The following is a 21,239-nucleotide window of genomic DNA, read 5'->3' on the forward strand; positions in this document are numbered from 1 at the left end:
ATTTCAGGCTACAAGCGGTTATTTTTGGTAAGTTTTTTGCAAATTTCGACCGCTTGATGGACACACATAGGTACGTCCTTACTTCACTTTTTTCATCTCACTGACAAATCGGTCAAATAAATAGGCAACATCATTCGGCCCCGGGCTGGCTTCCGGGTGACCTTGGAACGAAAACGCCGGTCTATCAGTGAGTTCAATCCCCTGCACCGTGCCGTCAAACAGTGAGCGGTGAGTCACTCGCACATTAGATGGTAAGCTGGATTCATCTACTTCAAAACCGTGGTTTTGGCTGGTGATGAGCACTTTTGGGCTGTCTAAATCTTGTACCGGGTGATTAGCTCCGTGATGACCAAACACCATTTTTTTGGTTTTACCGCCTGCCGCTAAACCTAAAAGTTGATGCCCTAAGCAAATGCCGAAAATGGGTTTTTGCGTTTCCAATAATTTTCGGATTGCGGTAATGGCATAATCGCACGGCTCCGGGTCTCCCGGGCCGTTAGAAAGGAAAATACCGTCCGGATTTAACGCAAGCACAGCTTCAGCAGAGGTTTTTGCCGGCACAACGGTTAAGCGACAGCCTCGTTCGGCAAGCATTCGCAAAATGTTGTGTTTTACACCGTAATCATAGGCAACTACGTGGAACTCGGTTTGTTGTTGCGGTACATAACCTTTACCTAATTGCCATTCACCATCTGTCCATTTATATAATTCATTGCAGGTGACACTTTGAGCCAAATCTTTCCCAGCCATAGAACCGAAACTGTTGGCAAATGCCAAAGCGTTAGCAATATTCTCTTCTGTGGCATCGCCTACTAAAATACAACCGGCTTGTGCCCCTTTTTCGCGTAAAATTCGGGTTAAACGGCGGGTATCAATATCGGCAATAGCGACAATGTTTTGTTGAATGAGATAATCTGAAAGTGAGGAGGACGCACGGAAGTTGCTATGGAGAAGAGGAAGATCACGAATAATTAAGCCGGAGGCACAAACATTGGGGGATTCTTTATCTTCTAAATTAATGCCGGTATTGCCAATGTGGGGGTAAGTCAGGGTGACTATTTGTTTAGTATAAGAAGGATCGGTAAGGATTTCTTGATAACCGGTCATCGCAGTGTTAAATACCACTTCACCGATAGTGTGACCGTCAGCACCAATGGATTTGCCGGAAAAGACAGAACCGTCAGTGAGAACCAGAATTGCTGGTTTGAACATTGTTTTACTCCTAATCATCAAATTTTATCTGTGTAGCCTTAGAAGTAGGCGACTAAGTTTAATCAAGCAAACGTTTGCATTCAAGTAAAAATTAGTTATTTTGCCTATTTCTTTCTTCTTTTTTTATTTCATTTTCTACTCGGAAGTGAAAATATATGCAATTATTATGAATTTTTATTCATTTTTAAGCAAGGGGAATTTATCAAATATTGAAATAATGTGACAGAGAAAAATACACACACCTCTATTTGTTGTTTTTTTGTTAACTGATTTTGATGGTTTTACTCAAAAAAATGCAACGTAAATAAAATTTTTTTTCAAAAATGTGAAGAATAACAAGTTTTTGTGTCGCTTTTCGGTTGCAACAATTCATTTGTAAAGTATAATTTAGCACGGATTTTCTTTGATTCAACAGTGGCTAATTATTAGCCTGATTGTGTGGTTTACTTATTCAAAAAGGATAAAATGTGTCAGCTGTAATCAATAGAGCAAAATCACAATATAAACAAGCATTAAAGGTTGAATTTTTTCTCTTGTGCGTTTTTGCACTTGGAGTGTCTTTATGGAAAATGAATTTTAATTTTTCCTTTCTAGGCGGTGCTTTAGCGAGTTTTTTGCCTCATCTTGTGTTTGTATATTGGGTTTTCTTTAAGAAATCTGCAAAAAATCAGTCAAAAATGACCGCTTTCTATCGTGGTGAAGGAATGAAATGGTTGGTTACTATTATTTTGGTGATCGGCTGTTTTAAACTTATCCCTGCTCTAGATGTTGTGTTGTTTTTCGTGGGTTATTTTATCGCATTATTTTTAAATAATATGATCCCGTTTGTATTAAGCAAACATCACCACTAATTTTAATTTAAAAGGATATGTTATGGCTGGAACGACAGCAGAATATATTAGCCATCACTTGAGTTTTTTATCGACAGGTGAAGGCTTTTGGGCAGTGCATTTAGATACACTGTTCTTCTCTTTAGTGGCAGGTGCGATTTTTTTATGGGTGTTCTCGCGTGTAGCAAAAAATGCAACAACGGGCGTTCCGGGAAAATTGCAATGTTTTGTTGAGATTGTTATTGAGTGGGTAAACGGTTTAGTGAAGGATAACTTCCACGGACCTCGCAATGTAATTGCACCATTAGCATTAACGATTTTCTGTTGGGTGTTTATTATGAATGCGATCGACCTTATCCCGGTCGATTTCTTACCACAGTTAGCCAATCTGTTTGGTATTCACTATTTGCGTGCAGTACCAACGGCAGATATTAGTGCAACACTGGGTATGTCTATTTGTGTATTTGCGTTAATTTTATTTTACACGGTGAAATCGAAAGGTTTTGGCGGTTTAGTGAAAGAATACACGTTACACCCGTTTAACCACTGGGCATTCATTCCGGTAAACTTTATTCTTGAAACGGTAACGCTTTTGGCAAAACCGATTTCATTGGCGTTCCGTTTATTCGGTAATATGTATGCAGGTGAGTTAATCTTTATCCTTATTGCAGTAATGTATATGGCAGACAACTTCGCTCTACAGGCGTTGGGGATTCCATTACACTTGGTTTGGGCGATTTTCCATATTTTAGTTATTACGCTTCAAGCCTTTATTTTTATGATGCTAACGATTGTTTATTTGAGTATCGCTTATAACAAAGCGGATCATTAAACTAGCCTTACAAGCGGTAGGTTTTTCGCAAATTTTTGCAAAATATTGACCGCTTGATATGTATTTTTATCAACAACCCAGCCTTCGGGCTAATTCCTCAATCTAATGGAGAACATTATGGAATCAGTAATCACAGCAACAATTATTGGTGCTTCAATTTTATTAGCTTTCGCTGCTCTTGGTACTGCTATCGGCTTTGCTATCTTAGGTGGCAAATTCTTAGAGTCATCTGCACGTCAGCCGGAATTAGCATCAAGCTTACAAACTAAAATGTTTATCGTTGCTGGTCTTTTAGATGCTATCGCAATGATCGCTGTAGGTATTTCATTACTATTCATCTTCGCAAACCCGTTCATTGATTTATTGAAATAAGTCGGGATTTGATTAACCGTTATTCAGTTGAATAACTTTACCGGCTTTTAGGAGGGCGTTGTGAATTTAAATGCAACACTAATTGGTCAACTGATTGCGTTCGCACTTTTTGTTGCGTTCTGTATGAAGTTTGTATGGCCACCGCTAATTCGAGCGATAGAAGAGCGTCAGGCAAATATTGCTAGCGCATTGGCTTCTGCCGAAAAAGCGAAACAAGAACAAGCTGATTCTAAAGCGGCTGCGGATCAAGAAATCCTTAGAGCGAAAGAAGAAGCACAAAATATCATTGATTTAGCAACAAAACGTCGTAATGAAATTTTAGAATCTGTACAAGCAGAAGCTGAAGTGGAACGTCAACGTATTATTGAACAGGGTTACGCGGAAGTTGAAAGCGAACGTAAACGCGTTCAAGAAGAGCTTCGTCAAAAAGTGGCTGCATTGGCTATTGCTGGTGCAGAAAAAATCGTGGGTCGTTCGGTGGATACCGCTGCGAACAACGATATTATTGATAAGCTAGTTGCGGAACTATAACTAGGAGGGGCAGATGTCAGAATTAAGCACAGTAGCTCGCCCCTATGCTAAAGCGGCTTTCGATTTTGCTTTAGAACAAGGTCAATTGGAACAATGGCAGCAGATGTTAACTTTTTCTGCCGCCGTCGCTAACGATGAGCAAGTAGCTAGTTTTCTTAACTCATCACTTGCAAGCGGTCAGATTTCTGAGACGTTTATCAAGATTTGTGGCGAACAATTAGATCAATATGGGCAAAATTTCATTCGCGTAATGGCTGATAACAAGCGTTTAGCAGTATTACCTGCGGTATTGAATGCATTTTTAGAATTAAGAGCAGAACAGGAATCAATTAAAGATGTTGAGGTTGTTTCTGCAGATAAATTAACAGATGCACAAGAAGCAAAAATTGCCAATGCTATGGAAAAGCGACTCGGAACGAAAGTACGTATTACTTCATCAATAGATAGTTCATTAATTGCGGGTGTGATCATTCGTTATGATGATGTAGTGATTGATGGTAGTAGTCGTGGACAGCTAAACCGCTTGAGTCAAGAGTTGAGCTTGTAAGAGGAATAAAAAATGCAACTAAATTCAACTGAAATTAGTGAATTGATTAAAAAACGTATTGCCCAGTTTAATGTGGTGAGTGAAGCTCAAAGCACAGGGACAATCGTTTCGGTAAGTGACGGGGTTATTCGTATCCACGGCTTATCTGATGTAATGCAAGGTGAAATGATTGCATTACCGGGCAATCGTTATGCGATTGCATTAAACTTAGAAAGAGATTCTGTTGGTGCAGTTGTAATGGGACCTTATGCCGATTTAGCAGAAGGTATGCAAGTACAATGTACCGGTCGTATTTTAGAAGTGCCGGTTGGTCGTGGCTTATTAGGTCGTGTTGTAAATACCTTAGGTCAGCCAATCGATGGTAAAGGCGAAATCCAAAATGACGGTTTCTCACCAATCGAAGTGATCGCACCGGGCGTTATCGACCGTCAATCGGTTGATCAACCGGTTCAAACCGGTTACAAAGCGGTGGACTCAATGGTACCAATCGGTCGTGGTCAGCGTGAATTGATTATCGGTGACCGTCAAACCGGTAAAACCGCATTAGCGATTGATGCGATCATCAACCAACGTGATTCAGGCATTAAATGTATCTACGTTGCAATCGGTCAAAAGGCATCAACTATCGCCAACGTGGTGCGTAAATTAGAAGAACACGGTGCATTAGCGAACACTATCGTTGTAGTGGCTTCTGCGTCTGAATCTGCTGCATTACAATATCTTGCACCTTATGCAGGTTGTGCAATGGGTGAATACTTCCGTGACCGTGGTGAAGATGCGTTGATCGTTTACGATGATTTGTCTAAGCAAGCAGTTGCTTACCGTCAAATTTCATTGTTATTACGCCGTCCACCGGGTCGTGAAGCATTCCCGGGTGATGTGTTCTATCTACACTCTCGCTTATTAGAGCGTGCGTCTCGTGTAAATGCAGACTATGTAGAACGTTTCACTAACGGTGCTGTGAAAGGTCAAACCGGCTCTTTAACCGCATTACCGATCATCGAAACCCAAGCAGGTGACGTTTCAGCCTTCGTACCGACTAACGTAATTTCAATTACCGATGGTCAGATTTTCTTAGAATCAGGCTTATTCAATGCCGGTATTCGCCCTGCGGTAAACCCGGGTATCTCGGTTTCCCGTGTAGGTGGTTCTGCACAAACTAAACTGGTTAAGAAGCTTGCCGGTGGTATCCGTACCGCACTTGCTCAATACCGTGAATTAGCGGCATTTGCCCAGTTCGCATCAGATCTTGATGAAGCAACACGTAAACAGCTTTCACACGGTCAAAAAGTAACTGAATTGTTGAAACAAAAACAATTCGAGCCGATGTCTGTTGCACAATTAGGTTTATCATTAGCAGCAGCTGAATACGGTTACTTAGATGATATTCCGGTTGAGCGTGTTGGCTCATTTGAAGCAAACTTATTAGCTTATGCTCAAAGTAACTACGGCGAGTTTATGCAAGAACTGTCAAAATCCGGCAATTTCAACGATGAAATTAAAGATAAATTGAACGAGATTTTATCTGGTTTCAAAAAGAACAGTGCTTGGTAATCTAACTTTTTAGCGGAGAAATAATATGGCAGGTGCTAAAGAGATAAGAACCAAAATTGCAAGTGTTCGTAATACACAAAAAATTACCAAAGCGATGGAAATGGTTGCCGCATCAAAAATGCGTAAAACCCAAGAGCGTATGGCGGCTTCTCGCCCTTATGCTGAAAGTATTCGCAAGGTAATTAGCCATATTGCCAAAGGTAACATTGAGTATAAACACCCATTTTTGACCCCACGTCCGGTAAAAAAAGTTGGCTATTTAGTAGTTTCAACCGATCGCGGTTTATGTGGTGGCTTAAATATCAATTTATTTAAAACCGTTTTACATGAATTGAAAGAAAAAGATGACCAAGGTGTTAAGTCTCGACTTGCTGTGGTGGGAAATAAAGGGATCTCCTTTTTTAACCCAATGGGGCTAGAGATTAAAGGTCATATCAATGGATTGGGTGATACACCGGCAATGGAAGATTTAGTCGGTATTGTTAATGGTATGGTAAATGCCTACCGTGAAGGCGAAATTGATGAAGTGTATGTGGTATATAACCGTTTTATAAACACGATGTCACAAAAACCGACAGTACAACAGTTGCTTCCTTTGCCTGCACTGGAAAATGACTCATTAGAGCAAACTGGTTCTTGGGATTATCTCTATGAACCAAATCCACAAGCGTTATTAGACAGCTTACTGGTTCGTTATTTAGAATCTCAAGTTTATCAGGCAGTGGTAGATAATCTTGCGTCTGAACAGGCTGCTCGAATGGTGGCAATGAAAGCAGCAACCGATAACGCAGGTAATCTGATTAATGAGTTACAGTTAGTGTATAACAAAGCTCGTCAAGCAAGTATTACGAATGAATTAAATGAAATTGTCGCGGGTGCCGCAGCAATTTAACAATGAATAGAGGAACGGTAATGGCAACGGGAAAAATTGTACAGATCATCGGTGCGGTAATCGATGTTGAGTTTCCGCAAGATGCAGTACCAAAAGTTTATGATGCATTAAAAGTTGAATCAGGATTAACCCTTGAAGTTCAACAACAATTAGGTGGCGGTGTGGTCCGTTGTATCGCACTTGGTTCATCTGATGGTTTAAAACGTGGCTTAAAAGTTGAAAATACGAATAAAGCGATTGAAGTACCGGTTGGTACAAAAACACTCGGTCGTATTATGAACGTATTAGGTGAGCCAATTGATGAAGCAGGCCCAATCGGTGAAGAAGAACGTTGGACAATCCACCGTGCAGCACCAAGCTACGAAGAACAAGCGAACAGCACCGAGCTTTTAGAGACCGGTATCAAAGTTATCGACTTAGTTGCTCCATTTGCTAAGGGTGGTAAAGTTGGCTTATTCGGTGGTGCGGGTGTAGGTAAAACCGTAAATATGATGGAGTTAATCCGTAACATCGCTATCGAACATAGCGGTTACTCGGTATTCGCCGGTGTAGGTGAGCGTACTCGTGAGGGTAATGACTTCTACCACGAAATGAAAGACTCTAACGTATTAGACAAAGTATCGCTGGTTTACGGTCAAATGAACGAACCACCGGGCAACCGTCTGCGTGTGGCATTAACCGGCTTAACCATGGCAGAAAAATTCCGTGATGAAGGTCGTGACGTATTATTCTTCGTGGATAACATCTACCGTTATACTTTAGCTGGTACCGAAGTATCTGCGTTATTAGGTCGTATGCCGTCTGCGGTAGGTTATCAGCCGACTCTTGCAGAAGAGATGGGCGTATTACAGGAGCGTATTACCTCAACCAAAACCGGCTCTATTACCTCTGTGCAAGCGGTATATGTTCCGGCGGATGACTTAACTGACCCGTCTCCGGCAACTACCTTTGCCCACTTAGACTCAACGGTGGTATTAAGCCGTAATATCGCTTCACTCGGTATTTACCCGGCGGTTGACCCTCTTGACTCAACCTCTCGTCAGTTAGATCCACTCGTGGTTGGTGAGGAACACTATAACGTTGCTCGTGGTGTACAAGGTACATTACAACGTTATAAAGAGTTAAAAGACATCATTGCAATTTTGGGTATGGATGAATTATCGGAAGACGACAAACGCCTTGTTGCTCGTGCGCGTAAAATCGAACGTTTCCTTTCACAACCATTCCACGTTGCGGAAGTATTCAACGGCGTACCGGGCAAATTCGTACCGTTAAAAGAAACAATTCGTGGCTTTAAAGGCATTTTAGAAGGCGAATACGACCATATTCCGGAACAAGCGTTCTATATGGCGGGTTCAATTGACGAAGTGGTTGAAAGAGCAAAACAGATGTAATTTTGTTCTAAACTAAAGGAGAACAACATGGCATCTCAATTTGAACTCACGGTAGTGAGTGCAGAACGTAAAATCTTTGAAGGCACAGTTACCAGCGTGCGTGTTTCAGGAACAGACGGTGAATTAGGGGTGTATGCAGGGCATGCACCGCTATTAACCGCAATTAAACCGGGAATGGTTAAATTCACTTTAGCTGACGGCAAAGAAGAGTTTATTTACGTTTCAGGTGGTTTCCTTGAAGTACAACCGACTGTAGTAACAGTGTTGGCAGATACCGCAATTCGTGGCGAAGAGCTAGACGAACAGCGTATTCTTGCCGCAAAACGCAAAGTAGAAGAAACACTTTCAAAAACCAGCGATGCGGATATAACCGCGAAGTTAGCGAGAGAAATTGCGAAACTGCGTGTTTACGAACTCACTAAAACCAAATTAGCGAATAAACGTTAATATCAAAAAACCCCTCGAAAGTGGGGTTTTGTTTTACAAGCGGTTAAAAACAGTAAATTTTTTGCAAAATAAGACCGCTTGTAGAAAGCAAAAGCGAACCCTAAGGTTCGCTTTTTTGTTTTATTAAAGAATATTCTCAAACTCTTCAAATACTGCTTTTGGCCAGACACTGGATTGCACCTCACCGATGTGTTTTTTGCGTAGTAAGAACATCACTAAGCGAGATTGACCGATACCGCCGCCGATAGAAAGCGGGAGTCTGCCGGCTAATAAATCTTTGTGCCAATCCATTTCGAGGCGGTCTTCGTCGCCGGTTAAAGAGACTTGTAGGCGTAAGGCAGTTTCATCCACACGAATACCCATTGAGGAAAGCTCAAACGCTGTGCCGAGTTCTTCGTTCCAAACGAGAATATCACCGTTTAAACCTTTGTAGCCTTGTTCGGATTCGGTTGTCCAGTCATCGTAGTCCGGAGCACGTCCATCGTGAGGTTTACCGTCTGATAATTTTCCGCCGATACCGATTAAGAACACCGCTCCGCACTCTTTACAGATAGCATTTTCACGCTCTTTGCTGGTCATATTCGGATAGCGTTGCACTAAGTCTTCGCTGTGAACGAAAGTAATTTGTTTAGGCAATACAGATGGAATATCGAAACGAGCCTCCACCGCTAATTCGGTTAAACGAATTGCTTTATAGATTTCGTTTACGGTTTCTTTTAAGAAATCGAAGTTGCGGCGACCTTCAGGAATGACTTTTTCCCAGTCCCATTGGTCAACATATACCGAGTGTGTGCGATCTAAAGAATCTTCATCAGGGCGAAGAGCTTTCATATGAACAAATAACCCTTCTCCTTCTTTAAATCCAAAGCGAGCTAAGGTGTGGCGTTTCCATTTTGCAAGAGAATGAACCACTTCATAAGTAGAGCTTGGAATACATTTTACGTTTACTTTTACCGCTTTTTCGATACCGGAAAGGTTGTCTTGCATACCGTTGCCGACTTCGCTCAAAATAGGACCTTGTACTTCGATAATGCCTAATTTATCAATAAGGTATTGCGTAAAGGTGTTTTTAACGAAACTGATTTCTTGTTGCTGTAAAATAAAAGATTTTTTCATTGTTTGCTTTCCTAATTAAAGAATGTTGATTTTTATTTCTCGTGCTTGATTGCATTTAAGAATTGATGAGTGCTAATTTAAAGAAATATCTAAAAAATGCAATATTTATCAAATAAAAAAGCATTTGTGATAAATTTCATTTAAAATATTTGCAATATTTTTAAATATTATCTAATTAGTTTGATTTTGAGGAGAAAAAATGTACAGTAAAAACACGACTAAATCGGAAATTGATAAGCTGGATCAAAAAATTTTACGTTGGCTAATTAAAGATGCTCGCACGCCTTATGCGGAAATGGCAAAAGTTTTTGGTGTGAGTGCCGCAACAATCCATGTCCGTGTTGAAAAAATGCGCCAAGCCGGCATTATTGAATCTACCAAAATCGTAGTGGACGAGCGTAAGGTTGGGTATGACGTGTGTTGCTTTATTGGCATTATTTTAAAATCAGCCAAAGATTATGATAAAGTAATTGCTAAACTTAGTGAATTTAATGAAGTTGTTGAGGCGTACTATACCACTGGTAATTATTCTATTTTTATTAAAGTAATGACCCATACCATCGAAGAGTTGCATTCGGTATTAGCAGGAAAAATTCAGTCTATTGATGATATTCAGTCAACAGAAACGCTTATTTCACTTCAAAATCCTATTTCAAGAGATATTCTCCCTTAAAAGAATTAAGTAAAAGATAAGACCACTTGTATTGGGTTACAAGCGGTCGTTTTGTTTTGGTTTTTTGCAACTATTTTGTCTACTATGCCTATTTTTCCAAAATAGTCTTAATCAATAGCATTAATGCGGCAGCATCATCAACCAAACCGAGTGGGCCTAAAATTGCTTCGGGTAGAATATCTACAGGGCTGAACATATAGATTAAGATAATAGCAATTTTAATCCACTTCGCCTTATTTGCACTGATTTTTTTCATTGATACTTAAGTTATAATTGTTCAATAAATGATGGTAACCATTCTTCAGCACTGCCATCGTGGTCGAAATTATTCATTACATCAATTCTCAGTGATTCGCAAACTTGGCTTGCCCCTTTCGCTTTGAGAGCTTCTTCAACAATATTTACTGCATTGCAGAAGGTGTCGTAATCTGAGCTGCCTAAGCCGATTACGCCAAATTTCATTGAGCTGAAATCCGCCGTGCTATTTGCTAAATCATCAAATAACGGCTGGATATTTTCGGGTAGCTCGCCGGCTCCGTGGGTGGAGGTAACGACAATCAGATTGGCTTTACCTTCAATATCGGCAAGGGTGGCTTGGTTAAACAGTTCCACTTCAAAACCTTGCTCGCTTAATACCTCATTAATGTGATCGGCAACATATTCCGCACCGCCTAAGGTGCTGCCGGTGATGATACAAATTGATGTCATAGTAAATCTCTCGTTTAAAAAACTGCCAATATTCTAGCCAAGAATCATTGGTTTGCAACTGATTATTCTGATTATAAATTATAACCTTTAGTTATTTTGAAAATACGTTAATGCCGAGTAAGTTAGTAGAAAATGTTAAGGAGTCTTTATGCGTCTTTCTCAATTATCTCTTTCTGTTTTACTCTTAAGTGCCAGCAGTTTGGTGGCAGCAGCTCCGGTAAATACGTTGATTAATTGCGTGGCAACTCCACCGATGAAACTTAGTCCTGCAATTACTAATGATGCCAATGATTTCAACGCCAGTTCACAACAAATTTATAATCGCTTATTAGCGTTTAAAGCCGGTGAACTAACGGTTGAGCCGAGTTTGGCGGAACGTTGGGAAATCAGTGACGATGGCTTAAGTTACACATTCCATTTACGTAAAGACGTGAAATTTCATTCCAATAAACAATTTACGCCAACTCGAACGCTGAATGCGGATGATGTAGTGTTCTCGTTCCAACGCCAGATGGATTTAAACCACCCTTACCATAAGGTCTCTGACGGTACTTATTTCTATTACCATTGGATGAATTTGCCGAAGATTTTAAAAACAGTGGAAAAAGTGGACGATTACACTGTTAAAATCACCTTACAGCAACCTAATGCTCCTTTTCTGACAACCTTAGCGATGGATTTCTTGTCGATTTATTCAAAAGAATATGCGGATAAATTGCTGGCGGAAGGCAAGCCGGAGTTATTGGATCAAGCCCCGATCGGCACAGGGCCTTTTGTGTTCCAAGCCTATCAAACCGATCAAGCGGTGCGTTATGTTGCGAACCCGGATTATTTCCAAGGTAAAGCAAAATTTGAGAAACTGATTTTTAGTATTACCCCTGATGCGGGCACTCGTTATGCTAAACTGAAAGCGGGTGAATGCGATGTGATTGATTTCCCGAATATTTCCGATATTGCCCAAATGAAACAAGATCCGAAGGTGAATTTGTTACAGAGAGACGGGCTGAATTTAGCTTATATCGGCTTAAACAGCACCAAACCGGCATTAAATAACGCCAAAGTTCGCCAAGCCTTGCATTATGCAACCGATAAGAAAGCGATTGTCGAGGCTGTTTATCAAGGCGGTGGCACGGTGGCAAGTAATCCGTTCCCTGATTCGGTGTTGGGCTATAATCCAAATTTACCGCAATATGAATTTAACCTTGAAAAAGCCAAAGCCCTATTAACAGAAGCCGGCTTTGCCGATGGATTTGAAACGGAAATTTGGGTACAACCGGTAGTGCGCCCTTCTAACCCAAACCCACGTCGAACGGCTGAAATTATTCAGGCGGATTGGGCGAAAATCGGGGTGAAAGCGAAATTAGTGACCCACGAATGGGCGGATTTTAACAAACGCACCCGTGAAGGCGAGTTCTCTACCGGCACTTATGGTTGGACAAGCCGTAATGGTGATCCTGATAATTTCCTCTTCCCTTTATTAAGCAAATCTAATATTCCGGGAACAAATTATGGGCGTTGGACGGATGAGAAATTTGAGCAGTTATTAGCTCAAGCTGTACAAACCCAAAACCGTGACGAGCGGGCGAAGCTCTATCAACAAGCGGTGGAAATTGCCAACGAACAAACGCCATTTATTCCGCTGGCTCACGCTATCAATTATGTACCACTCAGCAAACGGGTGCAAGGTTTTGTGCAAAATCCGTTTGGCTACACGCCATTTTATGGGGTGAGTTTATCGGAGTGATATGCCATACAAGCGGTCTATTTTTGCCACTTTTTGCAAAATGTGGTAGAGAATAGACTGCTTTTCTTTTAGAATGAGTTATCTTTCTATACGGATAAATCTATATGAAAAAGATACTCCTCTTAGTTCTTTTACTTACGCTTGCAACTCAAATAAAAGCAGATGAAGGTAATAACACACAGGTTTGTGCTGAGCAACAACATCAAATTATTGCTCATTACTTTAAGATTTCTCAAGAGAAACTTTCTGCTCGTACTTTAGCTTCTGCCTGTAAAACAGCTCCTAACAATTCAACGGAAACCTTAGTGAGTTATGCGGTAATAGAGCCTAAATACAGCAAAGAAAATTATCAAAACGACGAAAACACACCTAAGTGGACGCTTTTTGTTGCTCGTGTGAATGATAATGCGATATTGCAATCGTGGGAGCAGGATATGGAGATCGATGCCTCTATCGATGTGAATGCAGATAGTCTTAAAATTGATACCGCCCGTTATATTCTAAACGACAAAGTAAGAGCTTTCGGCGTGAGGTTTAATAATGCTGCTCGTGGTCCAAGTGCTCCTGAGTATTCTGCAAATGATCATTTGATGTTATTTGTGCCGGAAAAAGAAAAGTTAAAACTTGTTTTTGATTACCCGATGACTTTTTGGTCTATTTTAGATGATAAAGAAACCAAAACGGAAACGACAAACTTGGTATTGCAAATGGATAACAAACAGACCAACGGCTTCAATGATATCATTGTAAAAGCGGATATTACTCAAAATATCTGGAGTACAGGGTTTTATGATATAGGTAGAGAGTTGAAATCAGAAAATACTCGCCAAGAAAAAGTGCGATTAAAATATAATGGTGACCGTTACACCGTGGTAGAAAAAGCAGAATGGCTTCATTAATTGCAAGTCGTTGAGAAAAAATCACCGCTTGTTACTACAAGCGGTGATTTTCGTTTAGCCTTTTGCAACTTAAATTACAAGAATTTAGCTTTTAACTGTTTGGTCACTTCTTTTTGTGCCGGAGTTTGTTCTTTCGTCATCGGCTCACGGCAGTAACCTGCTTGCACACCTTCTAACTCCAATAAGCCTTTGATGGTTTGGTATAAACCGTTGCCTAAAATGCCTTCGATTAAATCGTTGGTTACATTTTGGATTTCAAATGCTTCTTTGATTTTGCCTTGTTGGGCTAATTCAAAGATTTGTCTTGCACGAATACCGTTTACGTTGAAGGTTGAGCCGATTACACCGTCCACACCTAATACCGTTGCCGGTAGCATCATTTCATCGAAACCTGCGTAGATTAAGTGGTTCGGGAACGCTTTGCGTAAACGCTCTAACAGGTAGAAATCGCCGGCAGTGAATTTTACACCGATGATTTTTTCGTTTTCAAATAATTCAGCGAATTGGCTCACACCGATGTTTACGCCGGTTAAGAACGGAATGGAGTAAACAATCATTTTGTTGCCGGTTTCACGAATAATGGTTTCGTAGAAATTTTTGATTTCCGGGAAGCTGAATTTGTAGTAGAACGGTGTGACCGCAGATAAGCTGTCGTAGCCTAATTCTGTGGCATATTTACCCAGTTCTACCGCCTCTTTTAAGTTTACGCTACCGACTTGGGCGATAAGGGCGATTTCATCTTTCGCTTCGTCTTTGGCAATGCGGAAAATTTCTTTTTTCTCTTCGGTAGAAAGCATAAAGTTTTCACCGGTTGAACCGCCGACATATAAACCGTCCACTTTCATTTTGTCGATGTTGTGGCGGATAATTTGGCGTAAGCCTTTTTCGTTGATGGTGCCGTCTTCGTTGAAAGAGACGAGTAACGCACTAAAAATACCTTTTAAGTTTTTCATTTGGATCTCCGGAGTTAGAATTTGTTAAAGAGTAAAACCTTGATTAAGTTGGTTTTCCGCCCACCAAGCCGCACCGATTAAGCCGGCATCTTGCCCGGATAGAGCATTTTCCAATATGCAATGATATACGCTCGGCATTTCAGCTAAATAGTTGGACACCTGCGGTAAATACCCTTCCGCTAAGCCCACACTGCCACCTAACACCACTTTTTGTATATCTAAACTGATTTTTAAATCTGCAATTAAATTAGCAATCGCTTTTGCAGATTTTTGTACTAATTCGACCGCTTGTGGGTTGCCTTGGCGGAATCGCTCGAACACCTCTTTCGGTGAACAAGGCTTTTCCCATTGGCTGGAAACTGCCTCTATTGCACGCCCTGCTGCGACTGCTTCGACACAGCCGACTCGTCCACAACCACAGAGAGGCCCGTTCGGATCGGCTAGAGTATGCCCGATATGTCCTGCAATGCCGTTACTGCCGATTTGCAGTTCGCCGTTTAAAATAATGCCGCCGCCTACGCCGGTGGAAACGGTAATAAATACAAAATTTTTGACCGCTTGTTGGTCTTCATTTAAATATTCGGCACACACCGCCGCTTGCACGTCATTTAATAATGCAATCGGCTTATCGGTATGTTTTTCAATGCTTTGTTTCAACGGAAATTCTGCCAATCCGCCTAAATTTTTAGGATTTAATGCGGTAAGCACCCCTTTATTGATAATGCCTGTTGAGGCAACTGCCACAAAATCAAATTGCCCTTGATAATGTTGCATTATCTCACCAATCGCTTGATGCAAACTGCCTGCCTGATCAGCTTGTGGTTTATCAGTCGGGGTCTGAATTTGTTGGCGTTGTGACACTTGATTGTGTTGCACAATTGCCGTGGCAATTTTCGTGCCACCGATGTCTATTGCTAAACAACGCATAAGCAGCTCCTATTTTTGAGCCGATTTTACAGAGTCGGCAAACCAGCTCACAATATGCTCTAAGCGGGTCAATGCCGATCCAACGGTAACGTAATCCGCCCCGATTTCAATCGCCGTTTTTGCCAGTTCAGGCGTGTTGTAGCGACCTTCCGCCATAACATTACAGCCGGCAGCTTTTAAATCTTTCACTAATTGATAGTCCGGCTCATCAGGCACTTCGCCACCGGTGTAGCCAGACATTGTACTACCCACAATATCAAAGCCTAATTGTTGGCAATGTAAACCTTCTTCAAGGGTGGAGCAATCCGCCATTGCCAAGCAACCTTTTTCGTGAATGCGTTTTACCGCCTCTTCAATGCTGACCGGGCGGGTGCGGAATGTGCCGTCCACCGCAATAATATCGGCACCGGCTTCGGCTAAGGCATCAATATCTTCTAAAAATGGCGTAATACGCACAGGGGAATCTGGCAAATCACGTTTTACAATGCCGATAATCGGCACATTCACTGCCGCACGAGCGGCTTTTAAATTATCGACACCTTCAATGCGAATGCCTTTAGCACCACCAATCACAGAGGCTGCTGCCATTGCGGCGACAATTTCAGGTTTATCCATGGGGCCGTCATCAACCGGTTGGCAGGAGGCAATCAGCCCGTTTTGAATTTGACTTAAAATAGAATCACGAGATAGTGTTGACATAACAGTTCCTTTTTTATGTTCAAAAGGTAGTCAATGGACTAGATTTTGTTTGTGAAGAAATACTCCAAATAATTATAATTTAATAAATTTTTACTACAAACAGAAAAATAAAAAAATGTGAGCTAAGTCTCATTTTTTATCAAAACGGAAAGAGAGAATGTGGCAGAAATGCAAAAAGCCGTTAAAGATTAACGGCTTTTGAAATGTGGCGGAAGTGCATGGGAGTTGAACCCACCCGAGAACGCTGGCGTCCTCAACAGGATTTGAAGTCCTGCCACCTCACCGGAGATGACGCACTTCCGAAAAATTGGCAATATTGTACTTTATTTATTAGAATTGTCCAAAATATTCTCTCAATCATTCACATTATGCAACAACTATTTCGCCAAATTCCCTCGCTCGACCTCTTGTTGAAAAAGCCACAAGCGGTCGAATTATGCCAAAAATTTGCATATTCCAGCGTGGCTGAACAAGCTAGGAGTTTGCTTACTCAAGCACGTCAATTTATTTCCCAACAGCAAGCCTTGCCGGATTTTATTGCCGATGAAAACCTGTTTTTTATAAGGCTGGAACAAAAAGTGCAAGCGTTGAGTGAGGTGAAAATCCGTTCCGTGTTCAACTTAACCGGTACGGTGTTACACACCAACTTAGGGCGTGGGTTGTGGTCGGAAAAGGCGATACAGGCAGCAACCAACGCAATGCGAAACAATGTGGCGTTGGAATTTGATATTGAAGCAGGCAAGCGCTCGCACCGAGATAACTACATTTCCGAGTTGTTGCAAATACTTACCGGAGCGGAGGCCGCTTGCATTGTGAATAATAATGCGGCAGCGGTGTTGTTGATGTTAGCAACCTTCGCACAAGGCAAGGAAGTCATCGTTTCCCGTGGCGAGCTGGTGGAAATTGGCGGGGCATTCCGCATTCCGGATATTATGGCTCAAGCCGGTTGCAAATTGGTGGAAGTTGGTACGACTAATCGCACTCATTTAAAGGATTATCGCAACGCGATCACCGAAAATACCGCCTTTTTAATGAAAGTTCACACCAGTAACTACCACATTGAGGGGTTCACCAGTTCAGCGTCGGAAGAGGAATTGGTGGCTCTCGGTAAAGAGTTTAACCTGCCTGTGATTACCGACTTAGGCAGTGGTTCGCTAACTGATATGCAAGCTCTTAATTTGCCTGCTGAGCCAAAGGTTCAGCAAAAAGTAGCGGCTGGGGTAGATTTGGTTTCCTTCTCGGGCGATAAATTATTAGGCGGGCCGCAAGCCGGCATTATTGTCGGTAGCCAAGCGATGATTAGCCAACTGCAACAACACCCGCTAAAACGGGTGCTACGTTGCGATAAAGTGATTTTATCGGCACTTGAGGCAACGCTACGCCACTACTTATTTCCGGAGCAATTAACCGATAACTTGCCGACTCTTCATTTACTCACTCAACCGCTTGAAACCTTGCAACACAAAGCAGAGCGATTAAAACAGGCACTACACAAGCGGTTAAATTCTGCTTATATTTTGCAAATTGAGCCAAGCCTCGCTCAAATCGGCAGCGGTGCGTTACCCACAGAAACCTTACCTTCGGTGGCAGTGACTATTTCCGCTGAAAAACAGAGCGATTTAATTGCATTGGAACAACAATTTAAAACCTACCCAAGCCCGATTATCGGGCGTTTTGCTCAGCAGAAATTTTGGTTAGATTTACGCTCGGTCGTGGAGTTTGATAAGTTGATTGAGATGTTGGAATATTAATTTTGGTAGGGCAGACTGTGCCTGTCCGATTATTTAGAATAAGATAAAGGAATCCTTATGGATCTGCACCACATTCGAGAAGATTACACCAAAAAAGTGCTTTCAATCCGAGATTGTCACTCAAACCCAATCACCCAATTTGAACAATGGTTGAGTGAGTCAATCAATGCCAAAGTTAATGAGCCGACAGCAATGAATATTGCTACCGTTGCAGCAAACGGGCGACCAAGTAGCCGAATGGTGCTGTTGAAAGAGGTAAATTCACAAGGCTTTGTGTTCTTTACCAATTATCAAAGCCGTAAAGGGCGGGAAATTGCCGATAATCCTTTTGGATGTTTAACCTTCTTTTGGGCAGAATTACAACGTCAAGTGCGGATTGAAGGGAAAATAGCAAAAATTCCAGAGGCAGAATCCGATGCCTATTTTGACTCTCGTCCTTACACCAGCCGTTTGGGGGCTTGGGCGAGCGAGCAGAGTCAGCCTATCGAAAACTACAAGGCTTTGTTGCTAAAATCAGCTCAATTTGCATTGAAATATCCACTTTCAGTGCCTCGCCCACCGCATTGGGGTGGCTATATTCTGATTCCCGACAGTATTGAACTCTGGCAAGGCAGAAGTAGCCGGCTACACGACCGCATTCATTACTGGTTGGAAAATAATGAGTGGAAAAAAGAGCGGTTATCGCCTTAAATACACTCCTTGAACTTTAGTTTTATCAGGTTACAATATTGAATAATCTAAGTTTGTAAGGGGGAAATATGGAACTCATACTCGCACAAGATTTAGCAAAATTACGCACAGATAAGCCACAAAGTTTTTATACTAATGATGAACTTGATTTATTACATCAATTAGAAAATGGCTTAATTGAAACTAAATCCCACGCTCAGGTGATGGAAGATTTACGCAAAAAATTGGGAATCACGGAAAAATGATGAAGTTTGATTACAATATTGTTTGGCTACAGAAAGCAGAAATAAAATTGTTTTATCAAGCAGATTATATATTACAACAATCCCAAAACCCGATTATTGCAGAACAATTTTATGATGCAATAAAAAGTGAAGTGGATAAACTTTCCTTTACTGCCGATGTTTATCGACTTCGCAAGAAAAAAGAAATTCCCATTTTAAACGGTAAGTACCAAGTAAAGTTCCTGATTGGTCAGGAAAATGTCTATATTGTAGATTTTAAATCTGCTCGCCAGAATAGTTACTCATTTTTATAAGGACTATCAATGATCATCTGCACCGCCGGTCACGTTGACCACGGCAAAACATCGCTTTTACAAGCCTTAACCGGCACTAACACCGCCCATTTGCCCGAAGAACAAAAACGTGGGCTAACCATTGATTTGGGCTATGCCTATTTACCGATTGAGAACGATATTTTAGGGTTTATTGATGTGCCGGGTCATCAGCGTTTTTTATCTAATATGCTGGCAGGGCTTGGCGGCATTCAACACGCCCTGTTGGTGATTTCTGCCGAAGAAGGGATTAAGCCACAAACCGAAGAGCATTTGGATATTCTCCACCTGCTGAATTTCCAGCATATTATGATTGTGATTACTAAGGCAGATCGGGCGGAAGAAACTCAAATCAGCCACTTAATTGAGCAAGTGAAAACAAGCTATCCGTTTTTAGCGGAAGCAAAAACCTTTGTTACTTCGGCAAAAACGCAGCAAGGGATTGAAGAATTAAAAGCACATTTAATTCAATTAAATCAACAACATACCCAAACCCATAAACCGTTCCGTTATGCGATTGACCGTGTGTTTAATGTGAAAGGAGCAGGGTTGGTCGTTACCGGCACAACGGTGGCGGGAAAAGTGAGCGTTGGCTCTGAGTTATTTTTGTCGAATGGTAAAAAAGTGCGGGTCAAAGCGATTCACGCCCAAAATACGCCTTCGGAAACGGGAGTGGCAGGGCAACGTTTGGCGTTAAATATCGCTAACGTGGAAAAAGAGGAAATCAAGCGAGGCGATTGGATTACCGAGCTTGAGCCGAAATTTGCCACCGATCGCATTACGGTTCAACTCACTGCCAATCAAGCCTTCAAAGAAAACAGCATTGTGCATCTTTACCATTTTGCTTCGCACATTACCGGCAAATTGAATTTGCTTGAGGGGCAACAAGCGGTCAAAAATCAGCAATTTTTTGCAGAAGTGATTTTAGATGAACCACTTCATATTGCCGTTGGTGATAAGTTGATCATCCGCAGCGGTGATGACAGCCTAACGTTAGCCGGAGCGGAGGTGCTGGAAATTCACTCACCAAAACGGCATAAACGTACCGAAGCCCGTTTAGCTTTGGTAAAAAATTTAGCAAAAACCACCGCTTGTAATGACTTTGCGACACGCCTTGATCTCTATCTGCAAAACAGAGCGATGGATTTATCCTTGCTGTTATGGGCGGAGCAATGTTTTGCAGAGGATATTGCAAAACTGGGGTTTGATGTCTCGTCTAAATGGTTATTTAATTCGGATTTTAAAGCCCAAGCCCAGCAACGGGTGTTGGAAAAAATGGCAGAATACCACCTGCAACATCAAGATCAAATCGGCGTGACCAAAGCTCGTTTATATCGCATAGCGTTATTGGATTTGCCTGAAAACTTGGCAAATCAATTTATTGAGGATTTGGTGGAGCAAAAAGCCTTGGTCAATAGTCGTGGTTGGTTACATTTGCCGGAACATCGAATCGAATTGAACGCCGATGAATTGCAAATTTGGCAACAAATTCGACCGCTGTTTGAGGCAACCAATCAAGCTCTTTGGGTGAGGGATATTGCAAGCCAGCTCTCGATTGATGAAACCCAAATGCGGAATTTGCTGTATAAAGTCGGGAAATTGGGCTATTTAATCCCAATCGTCAAAGATAGATTTTTATTAAGCGAACAAATCGGGCAATTTGCAACGTTAATTAAAGATTTTATCGCCCAAAACGGCAGCATTTCGGTGAACCAGTTGCGAGATGAGTTGCAGTATGGGCGAAAATTGACGGTACAATTAATTGAATATTTTGATCGTAGCGGTTTTTTAAGACGAAAAGGCGATGTGCATTTGTTAAGAGATAGTGAAACATTTTAGCTTGTGGCATTAGGCATAGATTTTTTTATGCGAAAAAATAAATTTACTAATTATAAAATCTATGCTAAAAACA

Annotated in this window: 24 protein-coding genes and 1 tRNA gene; 17 read left to right on the forward strand and 8 right to left on the reverse strand. The window is 41.4% G+C overall.

Features of this window, described 5'->3' with window-relative positions:
• Positions 1-78: 78 nt before the first annotated feature.
• On the reverse strand, positions 79-1,212 hold the full coding sequence (gene carA / locus EDC41_RS04425; protein ID WP_006251390.1) for a glutamine-hydrolyzing carbamoyl-phosphate synthase small subunit: 1,134 nt from the start codon (positions 1,210-1,212) through the stop codon (positions 79-81).
• 467 nt (positions 1,213-1,679) lie between these two features.
• Here carA and EDC41_RS04430 point away from each other — a divergent pair, with 467 nt between their 5' ends.
• The 9 genes from EDC41_RS04430 to EDC41_RS04470 all read left to right on the forward strand — a co-directional run bounded on the left by EDC41_RS04430 (position 1,680) and on the right by EDC41_RS04470 (position 8,611).
• Positions 1,680-2,063 carry an ATP synthase subunit I gene (locus tag EDC41_RS04430; RefSeq protein ID WP_006248990.1) on the forward strand — a complete coding sequence of 128 codons (384 nt, stop codon included), beginning with the start codon at positions 1,680-1,682 and terminating at the stop codon, positions 2,061-2,063.
• Positions 2,064-2,085: 22 nt separating this feature from the next.
• Positions 2,086-2,874 (forward strand): F0F1 ATP synthase subunit A, encoded by a 789-nt coding sequence (atpB, locus tag EDC41_RS04435; RefSeq protein ID WP_006248989.1) that lies wholly within the window; start codon positions 2,086-2,088, stop codon positions 2,872-2,874.
• Positions 2,875-2,991: 117 nt separating this feature from the next.
• Positions 2,992-3,246 carry a F0F1 ATP synthase subunit C gene (atpE, locus tag EDC41_RS04440; protein WP_005599073.1) on the forward strand — a complete coding sequence of 85 codons (255 nt, stop codon included), beginning with the start codon at positions 2,992-2,994 and terminating at the stop codon, positions 3,244-3,246.
• Between the two features lie 60 nt (positions 3,247-3,306).
• On the forward strand, positions 3,307-3,777 hold the full coding sequence (gene atpF / locus EDC41_RS04445; RefSeq protein WP_006251388.1) for a F0F1 ATP synthase subunit B: 471 nt from the start codon (positions 3,307-3,309) through the stop codon (positions 3,775-3,777).
• A gap of 13 nt (positions 3,778-3,790) precedes the next feature.
• Positions 3,791-4,324, forward strand: coding sequence for a F0F1 ATP synthase subunit delta (gene atpH / locus EDC41_RS04450; RefSeq protein WP_006248987.1), 534 nt, complete (start codon positions 3,791-3,793; stop codon positions 4,322-4,324).
• A gap of 12 nt (positions 4,325-4,336) precedes the next feature.
• The gene (gene atpA, locus EDC41_RS04455) at positions 4,337-5,878 is read left to right on the forward strand and encodes a F0F1 ATP synthase subunit alpha (protein ID WP_006248986.1); all 1,542 of its coding nucleotides are present in this window, start codon (positions 4,337-4,339) and stop codon (positions 5,876-5,878) included.
• A 25-nt stretch (positions 5,879-5,903) separates the two neighbouring features.
• A complete protein-coding gene (gene atpG, locus EDC41_RS04460; RefSeq protein ID WP_006251387.1) occupies positions 5,904-6,770 on the forward strand; it encodes a F0F1 ATP synthase subunit gamma in 867 nt (288 codons plus the stop codon).
• A 20-nt stretch (positions 6,771-6,790) separates the two neighbouring features.
• Positions 6,791-8,164, forward strand: coding sequence for a F0F1 ATP synthase subunit beta (gene atpD / locus EDC41_RS04465; RefSeq protein ID WP_006248984.1), 1,374 nt, complete (start codon positions 6,791-6,793; stop codon positions 8,162-8,164).
• A gap of 27 nt (positions 8,165-8,191) precedes the next feature.
• Entirely contained in the window at positions 8,192-8,611 is a 420-nt protein-coding gene (locus EDC41_RS04470) for a F0F1 ATP synthase subunit epsilon (RefSeq protein WP_006251385.1), read from the forward strand.
• Between the two features lie 123 nt (positions 8,612-8,734).
• Here EDC41_RS04470 and asnA read toward each other — a convergent pair whose 3' ends face one another.
• Entirely contained in the window at positions 8,735-9,727 is a 993-nt protein-coding gene (asnA, locus tag EDC41_RS04475; RefSeq protein ID WP_006251384.1) for an aspartate--ammonia ligase, read from the reverse strand.
• A 199-nt stretch (positions 9,728-9,926) separates the two neighbouring features.
• Between asnA and asnC the strand changes: the two genes are divergently transcribed.
• Complete coding sequence (gene asnC, locus EDC41_RS04480) at positions 9,927-10,400, forward strand: transcriptional regulator AsnC (protein WP_006251383.1); 474 nt, start codon at positions 9,927-9,929, stop codon at positions 10,398-10,400.
• An 88-nt stretch (positions 10,401-10,488) separates the two neighbouring features.
• Here asnC and EDC41_RS04485 read toward each other — a convergent pair whose 3' ends face one another.
• Entirely contained in the window at positions 10,489-10,656 is a 168-nt protein-coding gene (locus EDC41_RS04485; RefSeq protein WP_006251382.1) for a DUF1232 domain-containing protein, read from the reverse strand.
• 11 nt (positions 10,657-10,667) lie between these two features.
• A complete protein-coding gene (gene mioC, locus EDC41_RS04490; protein ID WP_006251381.1) occupies positions 10,668-11,108 on the reverse strand; it encodes an FMN-binding protein MioC in 441 nt (146 codons plus the stop codon).
• A 148-nt stretch (positions 11,109-11,256) separates the two neighbouring features.
• Here mioC and EDC41_RS04495 point away from each other — a divergent pair, with 148 nt between their 5' ends.
• Entirely contained in the window at positions 11,257-12,852 is a 1,596-nt protein-coding gene (locus tag EDC41_RS04495; RefSeq protein WP_006248978.1) for an ABC transporter substrate-binding protein, read from the forward strand.
• A gap of 104 nt (positions 12,853-12,956) precedes the next feature.
• Positions 12,957-13,751 carry a PA3715 family protein gene (locus EDC41_RS04500; RefSeq protein ID WP_006251380.1) on the forward strand — a complete coding sequence of 265 codons (795 nt, stop codon included), beginning with the start codon at positions 12,957-12,959 and terminating at the stop codon, positions 13,749-13,751.
• A gap of 74 nt (positions 13,752-13,825) precedes the next feature.
• Here EDC41_RS04500 and nanA read toward each other — a convergent pair whose 3' ends face one another.
• The 4 genes from nanA to EDC41_RS04525 all read right to left on the reverse strand — a co-directional run bounded on the left by nanA (position 13,826) and on the right by EDC41_RS04525 (position 16,631).
• Positions 13,826-14,704, reverse strand: coding sequence for an N-acetylneuraminate lyase (nanA, locus tag EDC41_RS04510; protein ID WP_006251379.1), 879 nt, complete (start codon positions 14,702-14,704; stop codon positions 13,826-13,828).
• Positions 14,705-14,728: 24 nt separating this feature from the next.
• Complete coding sequence (locus EDC41_RS04515; protein WP_006251378.1) at positions 14,729-15,631, reverse strand: N-acetylmannosamine kinase; 903 nt, start codon at positions 15,629-15,631, stop codon at positions 14,729-14,731.
• A 9-nt stretch (positions 15,632-15,640) separates the two neighbouring features.
• Positions 15,641-16,330, reverse strand: a complete 690-nt coding sequence (locus tag EDC41_RS04520) for an N-acetylmannosamine-6-phosphate 2-epimerase (RefSeq protein ID WP_006251377.1) — start codon at positions 16,328-16,330, stop codon at positions 15,641-15,643.
• Between the two features lie 206 nt (positions 16,331-16,536).
• Positions 16,537-16,631: transfer RNA gene (locus EDC41_RS04525), tRNA-Sec, on the reverse strand.
• Positions 16,632-16,698: 67 nt separating this feature from the next.
• Here EDC41_RS04525 and selA point away from each other — a divergent pair.
• The 5 genes from selA (at position 16,699) to selB (ending at position 21,166) form a co-directional block, all read left to right on the forward strand.
• Positions 16,699-18,081, forward strand: coding sequence for an L-seryl-tRNA(Sec) selenium transferase (gene selA, locus EDC41_RS04530; protein ID WP_115262465.1), 1,383 nt, complete (start codon positions 16,699-16,701; stop codon positions 18,079-18,081).
• Positions 18,082-18,138: 57 nt separating this feature from the next.
• Complete coding sequence (pdxH, locus tag EDC41_RS04535; RefSeq protein ID WP_006251375.1) at positions 18,139-18,771, forward strand: pyridoxamine 5'-phosphate oxidase; 633 nt, start codon at positions 18,139-18,141, stop codon at positions 18,769-18,771.
• A 68-nt stretch (positions 18,772-18,839) separates the two neighbouring features.
• Complete coding sequence (locus EDC41_RS13505) at positions 18,840-19,016, forward strand: hypothetical protein (protein WP_006249389.1); 177 nt, start codon at positions 18,840-18,842, stop codon at positions 19,014-19,016.
• The gene (locus EDC41_RS04540; protein WP_006251374.1) at positions 19,013-19,309 is read left to right on the forward strand and encodes a type II toxin-antitoxin system RelE/ParE family toxin; all 297 of its coding nucleotides are present in this window, start codon (positions 19,013-19,015) and stop codon (positions 19,307-19,309) included. Before EDC41_RS13505 ends, EDC41_RS04540 begins: the two co-directional genes overlap by 4 nt.
• A 9-nt stretch (positions 19,310-19,318) precedes the next feature.
• Positions 19,319-21,166, forward strand: coding sequence for a selenocysteine-specific translation elongation factor (gene selB, locus EDC41_RS04545; protein WP_006249391.1), 1,848 nt, complete (start codon positions 19,319-19,321; stop codon positions 21,164-21,166).
• Positions 21,167-21,239: the final 73 nt, after the last annotated feature.

The sequence above is a fragment of the Mannheimia haemolytica genome (genome assembly GCF_004342115.1).
Taxonomy (GTDB): Bacteria; Pseudomonadota; Gammaproteobacteria; order Enterobacterales; family Pasteurellaceae; genus Mannheimia; species Mannheimia haemolytica.